Source organism: Gardnerella rara, assembly GCF_055452355.1.
The window spans coordinates 294,233-309,390 of sequence record NZ_JBVBJP010000002.1 but is presented as its reverse complement, the minus strand read 5'-3'; the positions used below and the strand labels follow the sequence as shown (position 1 = coordinate 309,390).

Below are 15,158 nucleotides of genomic sequence, written 5' to 3'. Positions count from 1 at the left end.
TCGTAACGAGTTGGTTTGAGGGTATGACTAGCTTTCGTATATTCCAACTGTTTTGCCATCTTTAATAATCCATACTTTACTTAAACGTACCTCTACGCGCCGTAAGCGAGATTTTGCTGTTTTAATTATTTCGCTTTCACTTATAGGAGTATCTGTAATATCCAATATGAGATTATTGCTTTGCTTGCTACCATGCTTGAGCGCGTTCATTATAGTGTTTTTACCGTTGCCTGAAATAGTTTTTAATTCCCATATTTCTTTATCTATTGTAAAATCAGGGTTTTTCTGATTTTGTATATTTTTAACTGGGTTTGCTGTAATATTATGCCCTGATTGTGCAATCCATTGCATAGCACGCTTTTCTTTACTGTTAACACGCGCTCCGTCGGGTATATTTATTGAACCTTTTGAACTCTTTGCGTTATTAACTGGCTTGCATTCGTCAGAACAAAGTCCAGGCGTTTTTCGTAACTGCGCAAGAATTTCTTTCATGCTTGGCTCAAAAACTTCGCTAGCATCTTTACCACGTTTACGAGCTTCTGCTTTGTTTTTCTCCCAAACTATTTTTTTGGCTTTATCCCATTCGTCACTAAGAGCGTCAGGGTCATAGCCTCTAATTTTGTTTGGATTTGCATTCCACTCAGGGCAAGCTACACAATCGCAATGATTGTGCATTTTATGAGCTGTTTTTTCAGACTTATACACAAAGCCACGGCCCGCAAGCATTGTGCAGAAAGCGCATGTTTTGCCTTGTGGTACGAGTGCATAGCGTGGTTTTTTAGGGTCTCGTTTGCAATTTTCAGCGATTGTTGCACGCCCTGGTATTTTAACCCATCTATCCATTGCGTCGACGATTGCTTCATCAAACTTGCCTCTGTTTGAAAGTATATGATCGTGAATTTCTTCAACGATTGCTTTCTTGGAATAAGTTTGTGCGAGTGATGCTTCGAAACCGTCGTCAACGTCAGGCAATGCGTCTGCGCGAACTTCTTCATACCATTTAGCAGCCGCCATAGCAATTTGTTCGCTATATTGTGACGCTACTGCTGGAATCAGTTCGTCTATGAGAGCAATGCGAGCAGCTTCTGTTGGTGCACTAGCTATTTTCTGCAGTACTTCCTGTGCCGCCTGTTGCGCTGAGTCGCTTATCTTCTTGTTGGCTGCTGCTAGACGATTCGTATCCTCCCTTGTTACCAATTGTCGTCTCCTTGCCTAGCAAACTGTTAAGTGATTCAAGAGCGCGCGTTTTTCGTGCTTCGCTGAGTAAGGTTCTGCTTTCTGCGTCGCTGAACCCTAGTTGTCGCCATGCGATTTCGTTCATTGCGTACGATGGGCATGTTGCTGCAACTTTTTGGAAGAAGTCGCCTCTAGCTCCCATGCTTACTTCTTGTGTTGGTTTCCATGCAACTTGTGCCGCATAAACATCTGGAGGAATTGTTGTCATTCCATCATTTTGTAAGCAAACCGCAATGCCGAGCGCTTTAATAATCGATTGGCTAAAAATCAGATTTTGCCTATCTGCTTCGCGCGTCAATTTGCGTTCTGCTACACTCATTGCTTCAGCGCTTGTTGGATTTGATGTTGTAATACCAAGATCGCATGCTGGCAAACCTGTTTCGCTGGCTACCATGAGTGCAATCGTTTTCAGCATCTCCGAGTGTGGAGTCATGCTTGCTTGTGTAAGCTGTTGCAAGGTTGGAGTATCTCCGTCCTCGTCCTTTGTTACACCGTTGACTGCACTAACGTAACTGCTCCATTGCGCCTTTTGTGCATCTTCAGAAAGACCTAAGAACCATATCTTTGGAATGCTGTAGAACTCTGCAGTTGCTTCCATTCTTACGAAGGTTCTAATTGCCATATCCGTATAGCTCATAAGCGGTCTTGTTATTCGGCTTCGTCCGAATGGCCTGTCGAGCTGTGGATCGTAGCAAATTGGCACTACGCATACGCCTTGATAGGACTGTTCAGAAACGGTTGCTTTCCACACGCCTTCAACTTTTTTAACTTCGTATGAGTACCCTTTGAGCCAGAATCTTACTTCGTTGACTTCGTTTTTCTCATTTGTTCCTGTAATGGTCATTGCGGCTTTTACTTCTTGGTGTGCCATATCCCATAACGCGGAACTCATTAGAGCGCTTCTAGGTACGATTCTTACTGCTCCACCTGTGGTGGCGTCCTTATATATTGCCAAGAAGCTGCATGAATGTTTGTATGCGCTGATGATGGCTTGTGGCAAAATCACGCTAAACTGGTTTGCTTCTGCGATTGCACGCATGTTGTGCACATCGTCACCGTTGATTTGTAATCCGTCGTAAACACTTAAATCAGCTAATGCTCTTACTGCTTTCGCACTCCAGCCAACGACTGCTTTAACTCTACGAGCTACATCTTCTGGAATGGAAATGTTCAGATTTTTAACCGTCTCATCTGCGTTAAAGTATTTTGTTCGTTTTTGATTACTTTCGTAATGCTGTTGCCATGTATCGTAAAGCCTTTTAATAGTTGGCATGTCTTTTTCATCTACGCCATCAATTTTGCTACCGAATGACAACGTTTGCGAGCTTGTATTCTCAAAATCTTGTAACATCATACTAATAGCCTCTGCTTTCTTCCAGGATGTCGTTTACTCACGAATGCTGCGTGTAATGCCATCGTGCAAGACACGAGCGGGGTAGTATCTACGTCATCGCCTAACTTCCCCCAGGCAAAAAGTCCGCTTTTGCCAAGAGGTCTTGTTGACGCGCCTTTTACTGATGCTGCAAGTGCTGGCTGATCTTCATCTGGTAAATGCGTAAGTTTTCCGGCTGCTAGCATGTCCATGAATCTTCCGCATGCTTGCCCTACGTCTCGCATTGTTAGCGATATTGTTGGGATGTGCGCGTCTGCGAAATCTTGTAAGAGTATGCCTGTTGCGCTTCCTGCGTCGATTCCGACTCCTAGCATGTTGCGTTTGCGTTCTGCTAGGAAGTCGATTAGCCAGTCTGTGCCTTCTGTGAGTGGATGTGATTCTAAAAATTCAATGTGTGCGTATCCGTCGGGGTACTTCATGCAAGCGGATAATGTTAAGCGGTCTCGCGATGGTGGGATCTCTACGCCGTATGCTTTAACGCCGCCTTCTATGCGATTGCTTATTGTTGCTGCTTGCCATTGTTTGTCGCTGATTGCGGATGTTGCTAATGCGAGTTCGTCCCATACTCCAAGAGCTTCGCGCCTGAATGAGTCTTCGGAAAATTGTCTGCGTAAGCGTAATATAGCTAATTCACTTGTTCTTGATGGATAAGATGGATTTGCTTTTGCCCATTCTTCTCTATCGTCTAAATTGCAATTTCTGTCTGCGCTAAATTCTAGATATATTCCATCTCTATCTGATCCTTTTAATAATGCTGTGCGCTTATCTCTAAATACTTCTCCAGGGTCGCATGGTCTCGGCGGCGTGCCCATATAGAAAGCTAATGGGTTTGAAGCTGTATTTAATGTTGGCAATGCGTTATCAAGTGCTCTATTTGTTAAAATTTGTGCTTCGTCGAAAACTATAACGGAAACTTCGTGTAATCCTCGAAAGCCTCGCTCACGGGACCCGAATAAGATTCGTGATTCATTGGTAAATTCAATCGCTTGTTGGCCGTTTGCTTTGCGTATTTCTTTTACAAATCTTGCTATTCCTCTGTTGTTTTCTATCAGTTCTTTCATGTCGCGAAATGTTTCATCGCTTGTTCTTGAGTGATGCGCTGTCCAAACGGCAATAGTTTTCTCGTGCATTAAACATAAAAAGACTACAATCATTCCGATCGTATACGTTTTTCCAACTTGGCGCGGCAAGCTCATTACTACGCCAGACACTCCTGCAGCAAACTTGCCATTACTGCGTTTGCCTAATATGTACATGCCTAATTCAGACTGCCACGAGTCAAAGGTCACGCCGTATCGTAATGCTTTCTTTTGCAATGCTGGGAATTCTGATGCAACTATTCCATCTGGGTATATAAAGTGCCTAGCTTTGGTCTGGAGTAAAGACTGCGTCAAAAGTTACCTCCGAATCCATATTTTCGTCGTCTTCTTTTTCGTCGTCAACTACGCCTGCTAGCTTTTCTGTTATTTCTATGTATTGTTTTGCCATGCTTGCCAATGCGCTTGGCGGCGTATCTGGACTTATGAGAGCTGCATGTAAAATGTCGCGCGCGAATCTTAACTCGTCTTCAAGTCTGCTGTCACACATTCTATCGAATGCGTCTTTTGTTAATTCGTCTGTTGGTATTGTCGTTTTTATTGGTTTTGAGGCGCCTGGAATCTCAAAAAGTACTTCTTGTTTTTTTGATTTTGTTGGTTTTGGGTTCTTTTTTCGGTGTGCATCGACTCTACATTTCTCGCTACAGTACATTGGAGCGCGTCCGCGGCCTGTTGTTTTGAAAAAACGACCACAATTTTTGCATTTCATGGTTATTTTTGCTCCTTTTTGTAGTGAAAAAATCACCGTGTAACGATTTGGTTGTAACGTAATGGCTATTTAGTGGGGGGATTTTAGCCCTTTGTCCGGCTTGGTTTCCTTTGGAAAGTCGTGGGGTTACTCCCCCTGTCGAAATGTTCTAAGGTTGAAACGTTTTGTGTTGCGTTACTCATGTCTACCAATTTGAGTGTCTGTTTTTCTGATTGTATGCGTCGCAACATGCTTCAGGCGCTACGCCTGTGTCTAATCCGTGTTCTTTCTCATATATTCTTGCTTGTGCCCAAGCTGCAGTGTGTGCTTTCTTAAGCTGGTTGCATTGCCTGTGCGTAAGCCGAACGTTGTTCCAGTCTGTTGGGCTTCCGCCTCTACTCACTGGAACTATCTCATCTACTTCAGGGCTCAATGGGTCTGGAGTCTTAATAGTTTTATCTACTGGCTTGCCGCACAAGTAGCAAGTGTCATAGTAAGCAAGCACTCGTTTGCGCATTGCTTTGCGCCTACTCCCATACTTACTACGGGGGTTACTCTTTGGTTTCTGTGGCATATGCAAGCACCTTACAAAAAAGCCCCGAGGTATTAACCACGAGGCTTTCTTTAACGTCTTTTATTTTCTAAGGGGTGGGGGTGGTCTTTCTTTGCGGCCACTTCACACCACAGTGTGATTATATCATTATTGGTGTTCACTTTGTCAAGTCTAATAATTCTTCTGGCGAGTCTTATTTAATATTTCACTTATGTTCCACGCAACTACAGCACCTTGACCTGATGTATGAATTCTACCAGTTGAACGAAGCCTGCGAAGCGTGCTTGCTGGAATGTTTTTATTTAGCACACGATGCATAAACTCCGATGCTTGCTTACTACTCCCAACATAAGTAAGCTTTGATAATTCTTTACGAGTATTACTTAATACTTCATTACTGTTCGTCACTGATCTGCATGATTGGCAAGTAACGCATTCTCTAGTGCTTTCATACCTCAATGGTCTTCTGCAATTTGGGCATAATCCAAATGTTTTTAAGAACTTTGGATTTGTATCTGCTAACACTTTATCTCTAATATTTTTTAACTGTTCATAAGATATTGATGCGCTGGCCAATAAGACTATTTCTTTTGCATTATCTTTAAGTGCTTTAACCACTGTAATGATTGGTGAAGTCTGTGCGATTGCTAAATTACTGCTACCGAGTTGGCTTAATATTTCACGCTCTAAACTTTCCAACTCATCAAGTTCATCAAGAGCACTCAAGTTTACTGGAGTTACACTTCTGTTTACATGAGTATGATACCCTGATTGGCTACGCTTTACTTCGCAATATGCCAACATTGATAACTGCTTATTTAACGATGGAAGCGAACTAAGAATCTTCATATATTCACGTTGTTCTTTTACAGTGTAGCTTTGCATAAGATTCCTTCCAAATGATTTATAAGATTTTCAGTATTCCAGTAGCGTATTCCATGTTTCTTAAATGGTCTTGGCATTAATCCGCTACTTATAAGTTGTTGCAATGCATGAATCCCATTTATGTCATACTTGCTTAATGCCCTTAATCCGAGTGCAGTAATAATGTAACTTTCATCTACTTCTATTTTGTGTATCGAGTTAAGAATTTTGTATAAGTAAGAAAGTCTAAAAGTAAGTTTTTTTAACCTCTCTTGTTTTTTACTAATATTTTTATCTTGACTACATTTCACAATTTCCTCCTCTCGAAAATTCCATGTACTTTCGGTGGTGAATTGCTTGAGTGGGACGACCTTGTCAAGGGGAAAATAAATTGAGAAAGCTTTTTCGGCTTTCTCAATCTCATTTTCTCAATGACTTTTAGGTCGTCCATACAGCGCTTTCGGCGGAGCCATGCCATCGCGTATGACGAGTGAAAAAATATCCACACGGCGGTTTGCTGTAAGGCTCTGGCTTTGCCATGTTCGCTTATCTGGTCGTCCTGTCATAAGACACCTTGCAGCATCAATTCCCGACTCTTTCCGCTCAATACCACGGAACGCTTATGTTATCGGTAGGGAAACCGATATAGGTCTTTACAGCGGCTATTTACGCTGCCTAAGAGGCGTAAGTCTATGCCGCATTAAATTGTCCCGCATTTGGCCAATGCGAGTGCAGTAGAGGAGCTAGAAAAACTTTTACCTATTCCACTGCTCCCCTGCAGCTTTAACGTTCTAATATGACTTAAAAGGGTTTACGCTTATTTTTTGTTTTTGGTTAGAACTCGCTTTTTCATCTTGCTCATTTTTTGCCCAATACCCATAAAGTTCTAAAGCATACGGATATGATCTATTCATCTTGCAACTATGTGCATATACAAGCTTGTTGTAATTTTGTGGCTTAATTACAACTTCTTGCCTATTAGCAAAAATGGTTTTATTGAAGTGCTGCGAGCCAGTAAGCACAGCAGGCGCTATCTCTGGTTTTGCGTACGCACTATTAGCGTAAATGCGGTGAATTTGCGAAAAATAGCGTAAAGCTGGCTTTTGAGGTGGTATTGATATGACTAGCATTATTAATCCTCTTTTACGCTGCTTTTTGTGGCACGTATTTCACGTATACCGAATAAGATTCATCACATTGCAGTATTCGTGCCTCAAAATGGCCTTTACTTGCTGCAAATGCCCTATATCTGGCATTCCTTACTCGTAAAGCCGTATCATATGCTGTATGCCTTGTAAGGCCTTCTTTGAACAGTGCTACGCGATTTGGATTTGCTTTACATTTGTCAACAAAATCTTTGTAATGCAACGGGTGAGCAAACTTCTCGAATGATCCTTCAGGCCAGTTTTCAAGCAACTCCTCCGAATTTGTAGAAATATTGTTGCTTTTAGATTCTGGCTTTTTCTGTTGATTAAGATTCTTTTCTTTTGCTTTCCTTGGTTTGTGCTGACCTTCAGGAGCTTTCTTTTCTTCTAGAGCCTGTTTGTAAGCTTCTTCTAACGATTCCACGCCTATTTCTTGCATATATCGTTTAACAAGTCTCAATTCTCTAGAATCTAACGTATTAATACCATCGCATTTTGCGATAATAACCAATTCGCACGCTTCTTTTCGCCTTGCTGCAGATAGTGGTGCCATTATTGTTCCTTTCGTAAGGTTTATATATAGTTTTCTAAAATTCGTTAATTTAGTTATTAAAATGCTGGTTCTTCGCTGTAATAGTTGTCTATATTGCTTTTTGAAGCCCAAGGTTCTTGACTGGCCACTTGAGGCTGCTGTGATTGCTGTATTTGCTGAGGCTGCGAAATCATTTGTTGCATGCCCTGCTGCTTTATTTGCGTAATTTGCGCTGTTGCAAATCGCATTGACGCTCCAATATCCTCCACGCTGAGCTTGATTGAAGTGTGATGTGAGCCGTCTTCGGCTTCGTACGTGCTTTGTTCTAGCTTCCCATACGCGATAACTCTCATGCCTTTTGTAAGGCTTTTGGCAACGTGTTCTCCTAGCGCTCTCCATGCTGTGCAGCGCATAAAAACAGTGCCAGTATCCTTGTATTGCGAGGTTTGCTTATCTAGCGCACGAGTGGTCGTAGCAATTGTAAAATTCACTACAGTAATCCCGTTAGGAGTAGTGCTTACTACTGGGTCTTTTGTAAGATTCCCTGCAATATAGTATGTGTTATCGCTCATGACTCTTCCTTATTCAACTAGCAATCCTGCTGCTACAAGTTGCGCACGGTATTCTGATGCTGTTTTTTGCGCTTTTATACACTCGCAGCCGAGTATTTCAATAGTTTCTTGGACTTTTTCTAATGCTTGATCTACTTCATATTCGTCGTACCCGTTTTGCGTTCCAAAAAAGCCAAGGCACTCCGTGAATCGCATGTTTTTTACATCTTTCGGCGTTAGTAAAGTAGCCATTTCATTCACCTACGTACTTTTCAATGCTTGTGTTTGTAATGTAAACTTTGCTGCCTGGTAAGCGGCCGTGAGGCATGTGCAATATTCCTGCGTCTACAAGCTTCATTACTGCACGTTTGTCCATGCTGAGCTGATCGCATACTTCTTTAAGGCTCCATAGCCTTTTGTATGGGATTCTTGGTGTAAGTGCTGATGTGCTCATTGTTTGTCCTTTTCTATTTTTTTGTCGTCTGGAATCTCAGTTGCTGCTATTACACCCGAAACCCCCATGAGCACGAGGAACAATCCGAGTGGCACGCATAAGTAAAGACTTAAGTTGTAGAAGGCGCTGAAAACGAGTGTTAGGCCGCTTATTGCTATAAGTACGCCGATGATTATTGCTATACGCTTTTTCATTGTTCTAATAGTCTTTCGTCAATTATTGATACTGAACGAATTTCAAAAACAACTGCAATAATTGTTCCTGCAATTCCTAAAATGTTTGCTCCGTTAAAGCAATAAGCCATATTCCTTATTGCAAACCAAAAGCTAATAGCAAAGCACACAAGGCTTATGAGTGCTATTGTGTACGGGTATTTTTGTACGAAGCTCATTTTGCCTCCTCTACGCTCTCTTTATGTTTTGCGATGTAGTCTTTGAATATCTCGTTGAGCACAAATGCCTGATACTTGTATTCTCGTTTCGCACTTAGGAAATCTCTTTTTTTGTTATCTAAGCGTCTAACAGCCTGTTCCAGTTCAAAATCGGGGGTTGTTGCGAGTATAAGGTCTTCTAAGGTTTGTAAATCATCCAAAGAAAAACCTGAGGTCTGAATTTGGTTAATTTCATCGTCAATATTCGTATCATTTGACGCTTCAACAAGTGAAAGTGCTGTAATCATATCCAAGAAAGATAGCAACGAAAGCCATGTTGCCTGCACCTGATCTCCATGCGTGCAATGTTGGTTCATGTACTGTTGAAGATTCATGTTTAAATCTTGAAGCGTAGAACGAAGCTCTTCTGGAGCTTGTAAAACGCGTTGAAGTGCTAGAATGTAAAATCTGCGACCGCACTCAATGGCTACGTTTTTCGTCTCTTCTTTCTTGTTGTCCAGCTTCTTTTGCATCACTCTTCCTCGCTTTCTTTTTCACCAGCGTGGATGAGCTTGCCACTAACGCGGCAGCGCAGTCTGAAGGCTTTTTCTCCTGTTTTGCGATATTTATCTATCTGCTCGGCGTATGTTTCATAAAAATCAGCTTCCACGCGGCTGAGTGCTGCACGTTTAACTGAGTCTGCGCCTTTAGGGGCTTCGTCATATGCTTTTTCTGCTTCCATGTAGCCAGGGAAATTCTTCTTTGCTTCCTTTACGAATGCCTCAAGCTGGTTTTCCTTAACAGAAGCCTTATACGCTTTCTTAAGCAGCTTCTTGAGCTTCTTGTACTCTTTATTGCCTTTGAGCTCTTTGCCTTTTTGTTCTTCCATTGCTGTCTCTTCCATTTCTGTTCCTTTCTTCCTTTACACTTTTGTGTATGAGTTTTGATAATTTAGGCGATGCTGCAACATGGTTTTCTGCTGGCGTTGCGGTTGTTTCCGCTATTTTCACAGTTTGGTGGCCATGGCATAATCGCCCTCAAGCGTGCTGGGTTTCTATGCCTTTCGATTCTTTTGATGCGTTCGCAGCTGTAGTTCCTGAATTCCGTGGATTGGATATGTTGTACACGAGAGGAGAGCCTGATTACGCTGTAAACCTGACCAATTCTGGGGATTGTGATGCATTTGACGTATCTCTTTCTGCTATCGACTGCGATGTTTTTATTGTTAAGCCTGTAGAGGGAGCCGTAAATGCTCGTGGACTTCGTAAAATCCTTCTTCCTTCTGCTTTACCGAGTATTTCGTGTGGTGAATCGGTATTGGTCGTTGCTTATAAGCATAAGAACGCCCAACGTAGCGGGTTCCGCGTTCGGTGGATGGCGCGGCCTGTGCGTTGCCATAAATACGTTTCGCAGCTGATTGAGCTTGAAGGCAAGTTTGCTTTGCAGCCATATAATCCAATACCTGAGAAGCGTTCATATCGCCCGTTTGTTTGGTTTTATAAACTGTCACATCGGGATGCCATATAACTTTTGGTGTTAGTATTTTTATTTTGTTGCTTTCTCTATTAGCTTCATGCTTTGGCTCTGATGCACGAATCGCCGCAATTTGAATTATTAGGAGTATGACTTGAATAGCCGCGACTGCGAGCTGTACTGCTAATTTGCCGCTCATCCTCCTCACCTCCCTATTTCGTTGAGTAGTTGCGTTAATGCGTCTCTACGAGCGTCTGCAGTTTTGTCTACTTCGTCGACTAATTCCGCGTTGTTTTCGTTGAATTTGTCTTGCTGTCGGCGGCGTTCTTTTACCGCGTCGCAATATTTTTGGTGCGTGTCTATGACTGCTTGCTCGGCTTTTTGTAGTGCTTGGCACTTACACTCGGCTTCTTTGAGTTTGTCGAACGCGTTTTCTTCTTGATCGAGTGCATTGCGATATTCGGCTACGAGTTCCAAGATTTTGGTTGTGTCCACGCCGCAGTCTGTGTTGAGCACGCGGTTTATTCCGTCTAACATGGTTGACTCTTTTCTTTGCCGTCTGCAAGAAGAGATGAAGGTATAAGAGAAGATGCCTTAATGTTCATTGCCTCAGCAAGAGAAAGAATCGCTTCAAGTGTTACGCACCTGTATCCTTTGATAATTGCATTTAATGAGCTATAAGGAATTCCAGATTTTTCGGATACAGCTTTTTTAGTCATTCCAATATTCTTTATGACTTCTTCCAAGTTGTTTCCGAAGCTCTTTCGTATATTATCGGTACTCATATGAGTAACGATAAAGCACAAATCGAACATATGCAAGCGCGACACACCGATATGAATAACTTTTTTATCAAAGTTTGTATTTTAATTGCTCACTTGAGTAATATCAGTAATATGAGCAAAGAAACAAATAGAAGCGAAAGATTCGCTCAACTCGTAGGTCTTGAGTTAAAAGGCAATTTTGCGTCTCGAAATATCTCTCAGACGAAAATTGCTGATGAACTAGGGCATTCAAGGTCTGGTTATTCTAAATGGTTAAACGCCAAACCTTCTATACCTTTAGAGGCTTTATTGAATACTTGCGAGCTTATAGATGCAGACCCGCGCTCTGTAATTGATTCTGCATATTCTCGTTTAATATCAGAAATGGGGGAAAGAAGATTAGTGCCTGATTCTTCTGTTTCGGATTCTTCCGAGTCGAGTGCGTCTTCTAGCTCTGATGTATCAACTGTGCCTCCAAGTGCTGCGGACGATGATTACATAAGCCATATTGCTGACCTGATTGCTGCTGATCCTTCTCGGTTTGCTCTTATGGCTCATACCGACCCTAACAAATTCCTCGAATCCTCCACCCCTCGTGACTAATTGCATGGCGGTTATATTATGAGCAGAAAATCTTTTACGCCGCGTTTTACACTAACGCAGACTGAAGCTAATTCACTTATCGAAGAAACTAAGCGTGCCGTTGAGAGTGTTGTTACTATGCCTGCTCAAGGCGTGCATAATGCTGAGTTTCATGTTGAATCACAAGAACACTCGTTTACTATCGCTTTGTATAGGGGAAACATACGTGCAAATAAGCATACTTTATCTGCACGTATTAGTGTTTCTGGCATACCTCTGATTCGTTTGTGCGTGAATGGTTCTACGCATACTAATCCAGATGGAACAAGAATTGGCGGCACTCACTGGCATATTTATCGTGAAGGATTTGATGATTTTGTTGCAGTTGCAGCGAATATAGATTCGCCTGACTTCGTTCATGATACAATACTATTACTTGATAAGTTTCATGTAATTCAAAAGCCAAAGTTCCAAGGTGCATTATTATGAGTGCAAGTAGTGTAGCGTTTGATGTTCCCGCGCTTCTTGATGACTATACGTCGTGGTTGCGTAGGTCTTCTACTGTTGAGCGAATTGGCGAATGGAATGAGGTTACGTTACCTTTTCTTGATTGTTCTGGCGACGACCTTGTTTTTTATGTGCGCATTGATCGTAGTAACAGTGTTGCTTTTACTGACGATGGTTATACTTTTGCCACTTTGAATCATAAGGGTGTGAGTATTACTGAAAAGCGTTTGGAACGTATGCAGTGCTTGGCACGCAGGTATGGTGTGAGTATCACTAATAATGGTGAGGTTACTCTTGATGCTGAAGATAACTACGCTAATGCTTTGAACCGTTATGCTCAGGCTCTTTTGTCGTTGAATTCTATGACTGAAGTTTCACGTAGGCATGTGGCTGAGTATTTTGCTGACGATGTTGCTGAAGTGTTGAAGTCTTGCAAAGTTTACTACACACCAAATGTAATTATTCGCGGTGTTTCTGGATATGAACATAGTTTTGATTTCTTGTTCCAGCGTAGCGCAAAATATCCTACTAGATTCTGCCATGCTCCTAATAAGTTTGATAAAACTGCTGTTCGCGATATTATGTGGAGCTGGCAGGATACTTGTAAAGCAAAAGAGCGCGAAGGTTCTAAGCTGTTTGTGATTGGCGATGATAGAGAGCGTCCTTTGCAGCCTGCTGCTTTGGAAGCTTTTGAAAACTATGGTGTGGAAGTTATTCCTTTTTCCAATCTCGAGGAACGTTCTGAGTTGTTGCGTGCAGCTTAATACTGCTTTTATGCTCATTATGAAATTGATGTAGATAATAAGAAAAGCAAAAAGCCCTAGGCATAACGCCTAGAGCTTTCGCCGACCGAGTACTCCCAATCCATTTCTATAGAGTATACCGCATTGTGTTGATTTCGTTGGGGTTGCATTATGCTTCGTTTTGATTCGCTTTATGATGATGCCGCGCGCCTTGGTGTACGCGTTGAAGAACGTCGCCTTTCTGGTAGCGTGTGCGGATACTACTACGATGCTTGTAGGCTGATTCTTCTTGATGAGCGTTTAGCTGATCATCAGCGTTTGTGTACGCTATGCCATGAGCTGGTTCATGCGGAGTACCGTGATGTTTCTTGCGGATTTGATTCGCGTTTTGAGACTCGTACAAGGCGCATAACGGCTTCTAGACTCATTAGCGATGTTGATTATAAGTTTGCGGAAGCAATGTACGGCACTGATGTCTGGACTCTATCTGAAGCTCTTGGCGTTACTTGTGATGTTATCCAGGATTATCGCTCTTTTCTTTCCACTCCCGTTCTTGTGTGATGCCGAAAATTGCGATTTTTACATTTTCAGCGCCTTTTTTGTGTATTTTTAGCCTAAAGTAGCCGTGAAAGTAGCTGAATTTGATTTTCTGGGGGCATTTGGCTGATTATTGTAGCTTGCCTCGTTTTGTCTATTGCTTTGAGCGTTGCTACTTGCTGATCTAGTGTGAGTGCTGCTAGTACTGCTATGAGGGGGTCTTTTTCTTGATTTTGCGTAGGTTCTACAGTTTTTTGTGTTTCAACGCTTTGTTGTTTTATTCCAAGTTGTTCTTCTTTTGCTTGTTCATTAAGTCTAGCTGATGTTCTTTTGCGTTGCTCTTGGCTGATTTGCTGATATACGGATACGGTTTTAATGTCGCTATGTCCTGCGACTTCCATGAGTTCTGCAAGACTCGCGCCTGCTTCTCCATAGTGCGTGAGTGCGGTGTGCCGAAGGTCGTGGAAATGCATATCCTTGAGCGACGGCATGTGTGCTATTGCGCGGTTGAAGCTTTCTCTAAGGCTTGCTGGTGCAACGAACGCTCTAGGTGTGCGAGTATGTAGTATTAGCTCATCTGGTTTGCCGCTTGGCATTTGTTGCCGCATGTGCATTTCAAAGTATTCGCGCGTCCATTCTGGTATTGGTACTTTTCTTATGCTACTTGCTGTTTTTGGTTTGCCTACCTCAAGGCGTCGTTTTTGCCCTAAATGGTTTATGCTTTTTAAGCTTTTGTTGACGCTGATTGTCATTGCGTTAAGATCTACGTCACTCCTGGTGAGTGCGCAACATTCGCCTTCGCGCAATCCGCACGCTCCAGCTAGCATGACTCCGATGCGCAAATGTGGTGCCATCATGCTGTATATGTCAACAAGTTGCGCAATGCTGATGGCAATGCTTTCGTGCCTTGTGCGTGGTTTTTTGAGTTTGAGCGTGCAAGGGTTGCGCTGCAGCAATGTTTCTCCAGTTGCGTTTACTTCTTTTGTGCAAGCGTAGTTGAATATGCTTCTAAGCAGTGTGTAGCAGTGTGATCGTGCTACTGTGTTTCTTCCTGTAAGTTCGTCGCAGTCGAATGCGTCATACCAGTTTTGTATGTCTTTGCTTGTGATTGTTTTGATGCGTCTTTCTCCAAATGCTGGTAGAAGATAATTGCGCAATCGTCCTTCTTTGTGTGATTGCGTGGTTTCTTCCAGCTTGCTCCCGTCTGGTTTGCGCTGATTTTGCATATAGTCGTCTGCTAGCTGAGCGAATGTGATTGAGCTTTTGTCTATTTCGTGACGGTTTATTTTGGCTGGTGGTGTCCATGTGCCTAATGCTATTTCTTTTTCTGCTTGAGCAAGCCATGCTTCTAGCTCTACGCGGTAGGCTGCTGGCAAGGTGCGCGTGAATTCTTTTGGTAGTGACGGGTTTTCTGCTAAGGCTGCTGGAGGTGTTGAGTAGCGTGCAACGTATGCAGCGCCGTATGATCGTGTTACTTTTTTGAGCCTTCCAAAACTACGCCGTGCCATAATGCATATTCCCTTCGCATTAACCAATTTTTAGCACTTAGGGCAATGAAGGGCATCGATTTTCTGAAGGTCATTTTTCAATGCCCCCTATAATGCCCTTCATAATGTATTATATGGTATCAGAATGTATTATTTTGCACAATTCAATATTAAAAGCTTTT

Annotated in this window: 24 protein-coding genes; 5 read left to right on the top strand and 19 right to left on the bottom strand. The window is 42.5% G+C overall.

All coding sequences use genetic code 11. From position 1 onward, the window contains the following. Positions 1-27: 27 nt before the first annotated feature. The 16 genes from ACZ0NX_RS03040 to ACZ0NX_RS02965 form a co-directional block, all read right to left on the bottom strand. Positions 28-1,197 carry a VG15 protein gene (locus tag ACZ0NX_RS03040; protein ID WP_464405425.1) on the bottom strand — a complete coding sequence of 390 codons (1,170 nt, stop codon included), beginning with the start codon at positions 1,195-1,197 and terminating at the stop codon, positions 28-30. Next, positions 1,097-2,590, bottom strand: a complete 1,494-nt coding sequence (locus ACZ0NX_RS03035; protein WP_464405423.1) for a phage portal protein — start codon at positions 2,588-2,590, stop codon at positions 1,097-1,099. The genes ACZ0NX_RS03040 and ACZ0NX_RS03035 overlap by 101 nt, the downstream gene beginning before the upstream one ends. Continuing rightward, positions 2,587-4,023: a phage terminase large subunit gene (locus tag ACZ0NX_RS03030; protein ID WP_464405421.1), complete on the bottom strand. Its 1,437-nt coding sequence runs from the start codon at positions 4,021-4,023 to the stop codon at positions 2,587-2,589. The genes ACZ0NX_RS03035 and ACZ0NX_RS03030 overlap by 4 nt, the downstream gene beginning before the upstream one ends. Beyond that, complete coding sequence (locus ACZ0NX_RS03025) at positions 3,992-4,216, bottom strand: hypothetical protein (protein ID WP_464405420.1); 225 nt, start codon at positions 4,214-4,216, stop codon at positions 3,992-3,994. Before ACZ0NX_RS03025 ends, ACZ0NX_RS03030 begins: the two co-directional genes overlap by 32 nt. Positions 4,217-4,619: 403 nt before the next feature. After that, positions 4,620-4,988, bottom strand: coding sequence for an HNH endonuclease (locus ACZ0NX_RS03020; RefSeq protein ID WP_016797643.1), 369 nt, complete (start codon positions 4,986-4,988; stop codon positions 4,620-4,622). A gap of 150 nt (positions 4,989-5,138) precedes the next feature. Further along, complete coding sequence (locus ACZ0NX_RS03015) at positions 5,139-5,852, bottom strand: hypothetical protein (RefSeq protein ID WP_464405418.1); 714 nt, start codon at positions 5,850-5,852, stop codon at positions 5,139-5,141. Further along, on the bottom strand, positions 5,834-6,142 hold the full coding sequence (locus ACZ0NX_RS03010; RefSeq protein WP_464405416.1) for a hypothetical protein: 309 nt from the start codon (positions 6,140-6,142) through the stop codon (positions 5,834-5,836). The genes ACZ0NX_RS03015 and ACZ0NX_RS03010 overlap by 19 nt, the downstream gene beginning before the upstream one ends. 117 nt (positions 6,143-6,259) lie before the next feature. Continuing rightward, the gene (locus ACZ0NX_RS03005) at positions 6,260-6,397 is read right to left on the bottom strand and encodes a hypothetical protein (RefSeq protein WP_016797637.1); all 138 of its coding nucleotides are present in this window, start codon (positions 6,395-6,397) and stop codon (positions 6,260-6,262) included. 225 nt (positions 6,398-6,622) lie between these two features. Continuing rightward, complete coding sequence (locus tag ACZ0NX_RS03000) at positions 6,623-6,961, bottom strand: hypothetical protein (protein ID WP_464405414.1); 339 nt, start codon at positions 6,959-6,961, stop codon at positions 6,623-6,625. A 13-nt stretch (positions 6,962-6,974) separates the two neighbouring features. Further along, positions 6,975-7,529, bottom strand: coding sequence for a hypothetical protein (locus tag ACZ0NX_RS02995; protein ID WP_464405412.1), 555 nt, complete (start codon positions 7,527-7,529; stop codon positions 6,975-6,977). 56 nt (positions 7,530-7,585) lie between these two features. Next, the gene (gene ssb / locus ACZ0NX_RS02990; RefSeq protein ID WP_464405410.1) at positions 7,586-8,080 is read right to left on the bottom strand and encodes a single-stranded DNA-binding protein; all 495 of its coding nucleotides are present in this window, start codon (positions 8,078-8,080) and stop codon (positions 7,586-7,588) included. Positions 8,081-8,089: 9 nt separating this feature from the next. Continuing rightward, entirely contained in the window at positions 8,090-8,311 is a 222-nt protein-coding gene (locus tag ACZ0NX_RS02985) for a DivIVA domain-containing protein (protein ID WP_464405408.1), read from the bottom strand. 1 nt (position 8,312) lies between these two features. After that, on the bottom strand, positions 8,313-8,513 hold the full coding sequence (locus tag ACZ0NX_RS02980) for a hypothetical protein (protein WP_016797627.1): 201 nt from the start codon (positions 8,511-8,513) through the stop codon (positions 8,313-8,315). Positions 8,514-8,703: 190 nt separating this feature from the next. Continuing rightward, positions 8,704-8,904: a hypothetical protein gene (locus ACZ0NX_RS02975; protein WP_410314241.1), complete on the bottom strand. Its 201-nt coding sequence runs from the start codon at positions 8,902-8,904 to the stop codon at positions 8,704-8,706. Beyond that, complete coding sequence (locus tag ACZ0NX_RS02970) at positions 8,901-9,416, bottom strand: hypothetical protein (RefSeq protein ID WP_464405406.1); 516 nt, start codon at positions 9,414-9,416, stop codon at positions 8,901-8,903. Before ACZ0NX_RS02970 ends, ACZ0NX_RS02975 begins: the two co-directional genes overlap by 4 nt. After that, positions 9,416-9,787, bottom strand: coding sequence for a hypothetical protein (locus ACZ0NX_RS02965; protein ID WP_464405404.1), 372 nt, complete (start codon positions 9,785-9,787; stop codon positions 9,416-9,418). Before ACZ0NX_RS02965 ends, ACZ0NX_RS02970 begins: the two co-directional genes overlap by 1 nt. Positions 9,788-9,819: 32 nt before the next feature. Here ACZ0NX_RS02965 and ACZ0NX_RS02960 point away from each other — a divergent pair, with 32 nt between their 5' ends. Continuing rightward, complete coding sequence (locus ACZ0NX_RS02960) at positions 9,820-10,410, top strand: hypothetical protein (RefSeq protein WP_464405402.1); 591 nt, start codon at positions 9,820-9,822, stop codon at positions 10,408-10,410. 150 nt (positions 10,411-10,560) lie between these two features. Here ACZ0NX_RS02960 and ACZ0NX_RS02955 read toward each other — a convergent pair whose 3' ends face one another. After that, the gene (locus ACZ0NX_RS02955) at positions 10,561-10,893 is read right to left on the bottom strand and encodes a hypothetical protein (protein WP_464405400.1); all 333 of its coding nucleotides are present in this window, start codon (positions 10,891-10,893) and stop codon (positions 10,561-10,563) included. Beyond that, positions 10,887-11,141: a helix-turn-helix transcriptional regulator gene (locus tag ACZ0NX_RS02950; protein ID WP_464405398.1), complete on the bottom strand. Its 255-nt coding sequence runs from the start codon at positions 11,139-11,141 to the stop codon at positions 10,887-10,889. Before ACZ0NX_RS02950 ends, ACZ0NX_RS02955 begins: the two co-directional genes overlap by 7 nt. 111 nt (positions 11,142-11,252) lie before the next feature. Here ACZ0NX_RS02950 and ACZ0NX_RS02945 point away from each other — a divergent pair, with 111 nt between their 5' ends. The 4 genes from ACZ0NX_RS02945 (at position 11,253) to ACZ0NX_RS02930 (ending at position 13,513) form a co-directional block, all read left to right on the top strand. Further along, positions 11,253-11,723 carry a helix-turn-helix domain-containing protein gene (locus ACZ0NX_RS02945; RefSeq protein ID WP_464405396.1) on the top strand — a complete coding sequence of 157 codons (471 nt, stop codon included), beginning with the start codon at positions 11,253-11,255 and terminating at the stop codon, positions 11,721-11,723. Positions 11,724-11,741: 18 nt separating this feature from the next. Further along, entirely contained in the window at positions 11,742-12,191 is a 450-nt protein-coding gene (locus ACZ0NX_RS02940; protein WP_250309610.1) for a DUF6978 family protein, read from the top strand. Then, positions 12,188-12,973 carry a DUF1829 domain-containing protein gene (locus ACZ0NX_RS02935; RefSeq protein ID WP_415702344.1) on the top strand — a complete coding sequence of 262 codons (786 nt, stop codon included), beginning with the start codon at positions 12,188-12,190 and terminating at the stop codon, positions 12,971-12,973. Before ACZ0NX_RS02940 ends, ACZ0NX_RS02935 begins: the two co-directional genes overlap by 4 nt. Positions 12,974-13,123: 150 nt before the next feature. Next, complete coding sequence (locus tag ACZ0NX_RS02930; protein ID WP_464397740.1) at positions 13,124-13,513, top strand: ImmA/IrrE family metallo-endopeptidase; 390 nt, start codon at positions 13,124-13,126, stop codon at positions 13,511-13,513. Positions 13,514-13,566: 53 nt separating this feature from the next. Here the strand turns inward: ACZ0NX_RS02930 and ACZ0NX_RS02925 are convergent, their stop codons facing one another. Next, entirely contained in the window at positions 13,567-14,997 is a 1,431-nt protein-coding gene (locus ACZ0NX_RS02925; protein ID WP_464405393.1) for a tyrosine-type recombinase/integrase, read from the bottom strand. Positions 14,998-15,158 lie beyond the last annotated feature (161 nt).

Coding starts and splice junctions, on each gene's coding strand:
- ACZ0NX_RS02980 (WP_016797627.1), bottom strand. CDS start 8,513: ATGAGCACATCAGCACTTACACCAAGAATCCCATACAAAAGGCTATGG.
- ACZ0NX_RS02940 (WP_250309610.1), top strand. CDS start 11,742: ATGAGCAGAAAATCTTTTACGCCGCGTTTTACACTAACGCAGACTGAA.
- ACZ0NX_RS02955 (WP_464405400.1), bottom strand. CDS start 10,893: ATGTTAGACGGAATAAACCGCGTGCTCAACACAGACTGCGGCGTGGAC.
- ACZ0NX_RS02995 (WP_464405412.1), bottom strand. CDS start 7,529: ATGGCACCACTATCTGCAGCAAGGCGAAAAGAAGCGTGCGAATTGGTT.
- ACZ0NX_RS02935 (WP_415702344.1), top strand. CDS start 12,188: ATGAGTGCAAGTAGTGTAGCGTTTGATGTTCCCGCGCTTCTTGATGAC.
- ssb (WP_464405410.1), bottom strand. CDS start 8,080: ATGAGCGATAACACATACTATATTGCAGGGAATCTTACAAAAGACCCA.
- ACZ0NX_RS03015 (WP_464405418.1), bottom strand. CDS start 5,852: ATGCAAAGCTACACTGTAAAAGAACAACGTGAATATATGAAGATTCTT.
- ACZ0NX_RS03025 (WP_464405420.1), bottom strand. CDS start 4,216: ATGTGTGACAGCAGACTTGAAGACGAGTTAAGATTCGCGCGCGACATT.
- ACZ0NX_RS02970 (WP_464405406.1), bottom strand. CDS start 9,416: ATGCAAAAGAAGCTGGACAACAAGAAAGAAGAGACGAAAAACGTAGCC.
- ACZ0NX_RS02965 (WP_464405404.1), bottom strand. CDS start 9,787: ATGGAAGAGACAGCAATGGAAGAACAAAAAGGCAAAGAGCTCAAAGGC.
- ACZ0NX_RS03005 (WP_016797637.1), bottom strand. CDS start 6,397: ATGACAGGACGACCAGATAAGCGAACATGGCAAAGCCAGAGCCTTACA.
- ACZ0NX_RS02960 (WP_464405402.1), top strand. CDS start 9,820: ATGAGTTTTGATAATTTAGGCGATGCTGCAACATGGTTTTCTGCTGGC.
- ACZ0NX_RS03000 (WP_464405414.1), bottom strand. CDS start 6,961: ATGCTAGTCATATCAATACCACCTCAAAAGCCAGCTTTACGCTATTTT.
- ACZ0NX_RS02985 (WP_464405408.1), bottom strand. CDS start 8,311: ATGGCTACTTTACTAACGCCGAAAGATGTAAAAAACATGCGATTCACG.
- ACZ0NX_RS02930 (WP_464397740.1), top strand. CDS start 13,124: ATGCTTCGTTTTGATTCGCTTTATGATGATGCCGCGCGCCTTGGTGTA.
- ACZ0NX_RS02950 (WP_464405398.1), bottom strand. CDS start 11,141: ATGAGTACCGATAATATACGAAAGAGCTTCGGAAACAACTTGGAAGAA.
- ACZ0NX_RS02975 (WP_410314241.1), bottom strand. CDS start 8,904: ATGAGCTTCGTACAAAAATACCCGTACACAATAGCACTCATAAGCCTT.
- ACZ0NX_RS03020 (WP_016797643.1), bottom strand. CDS start 4,988: ATGCCACAGAAACCAAAGAGTAACCCCCGTAGTAAGTATGGGAGTAGG.
- ACZ0NX_RS03035 (WP_464405423.1), bottom strand. CDS start 2,590: ATGATGTTACAAGATTTTGAGAATACAAGCTCGCAAACGTTGTCATTC.
- ACZ0NX_RS02945 (WP_464405396.1), top strand. CDS start 11,253: ATGAGCAAAGAAACAAATAGAAGCGAAAGATTCGCTCAACTCGTAGGT.
- ACZ0NX_RS02925 (WP_464405393.1), bottom strand. CDS start 14,997: ATGGCACGGCGTAGTTTTGGAAGGCTCAAAAAAGTAACACGATCATAC.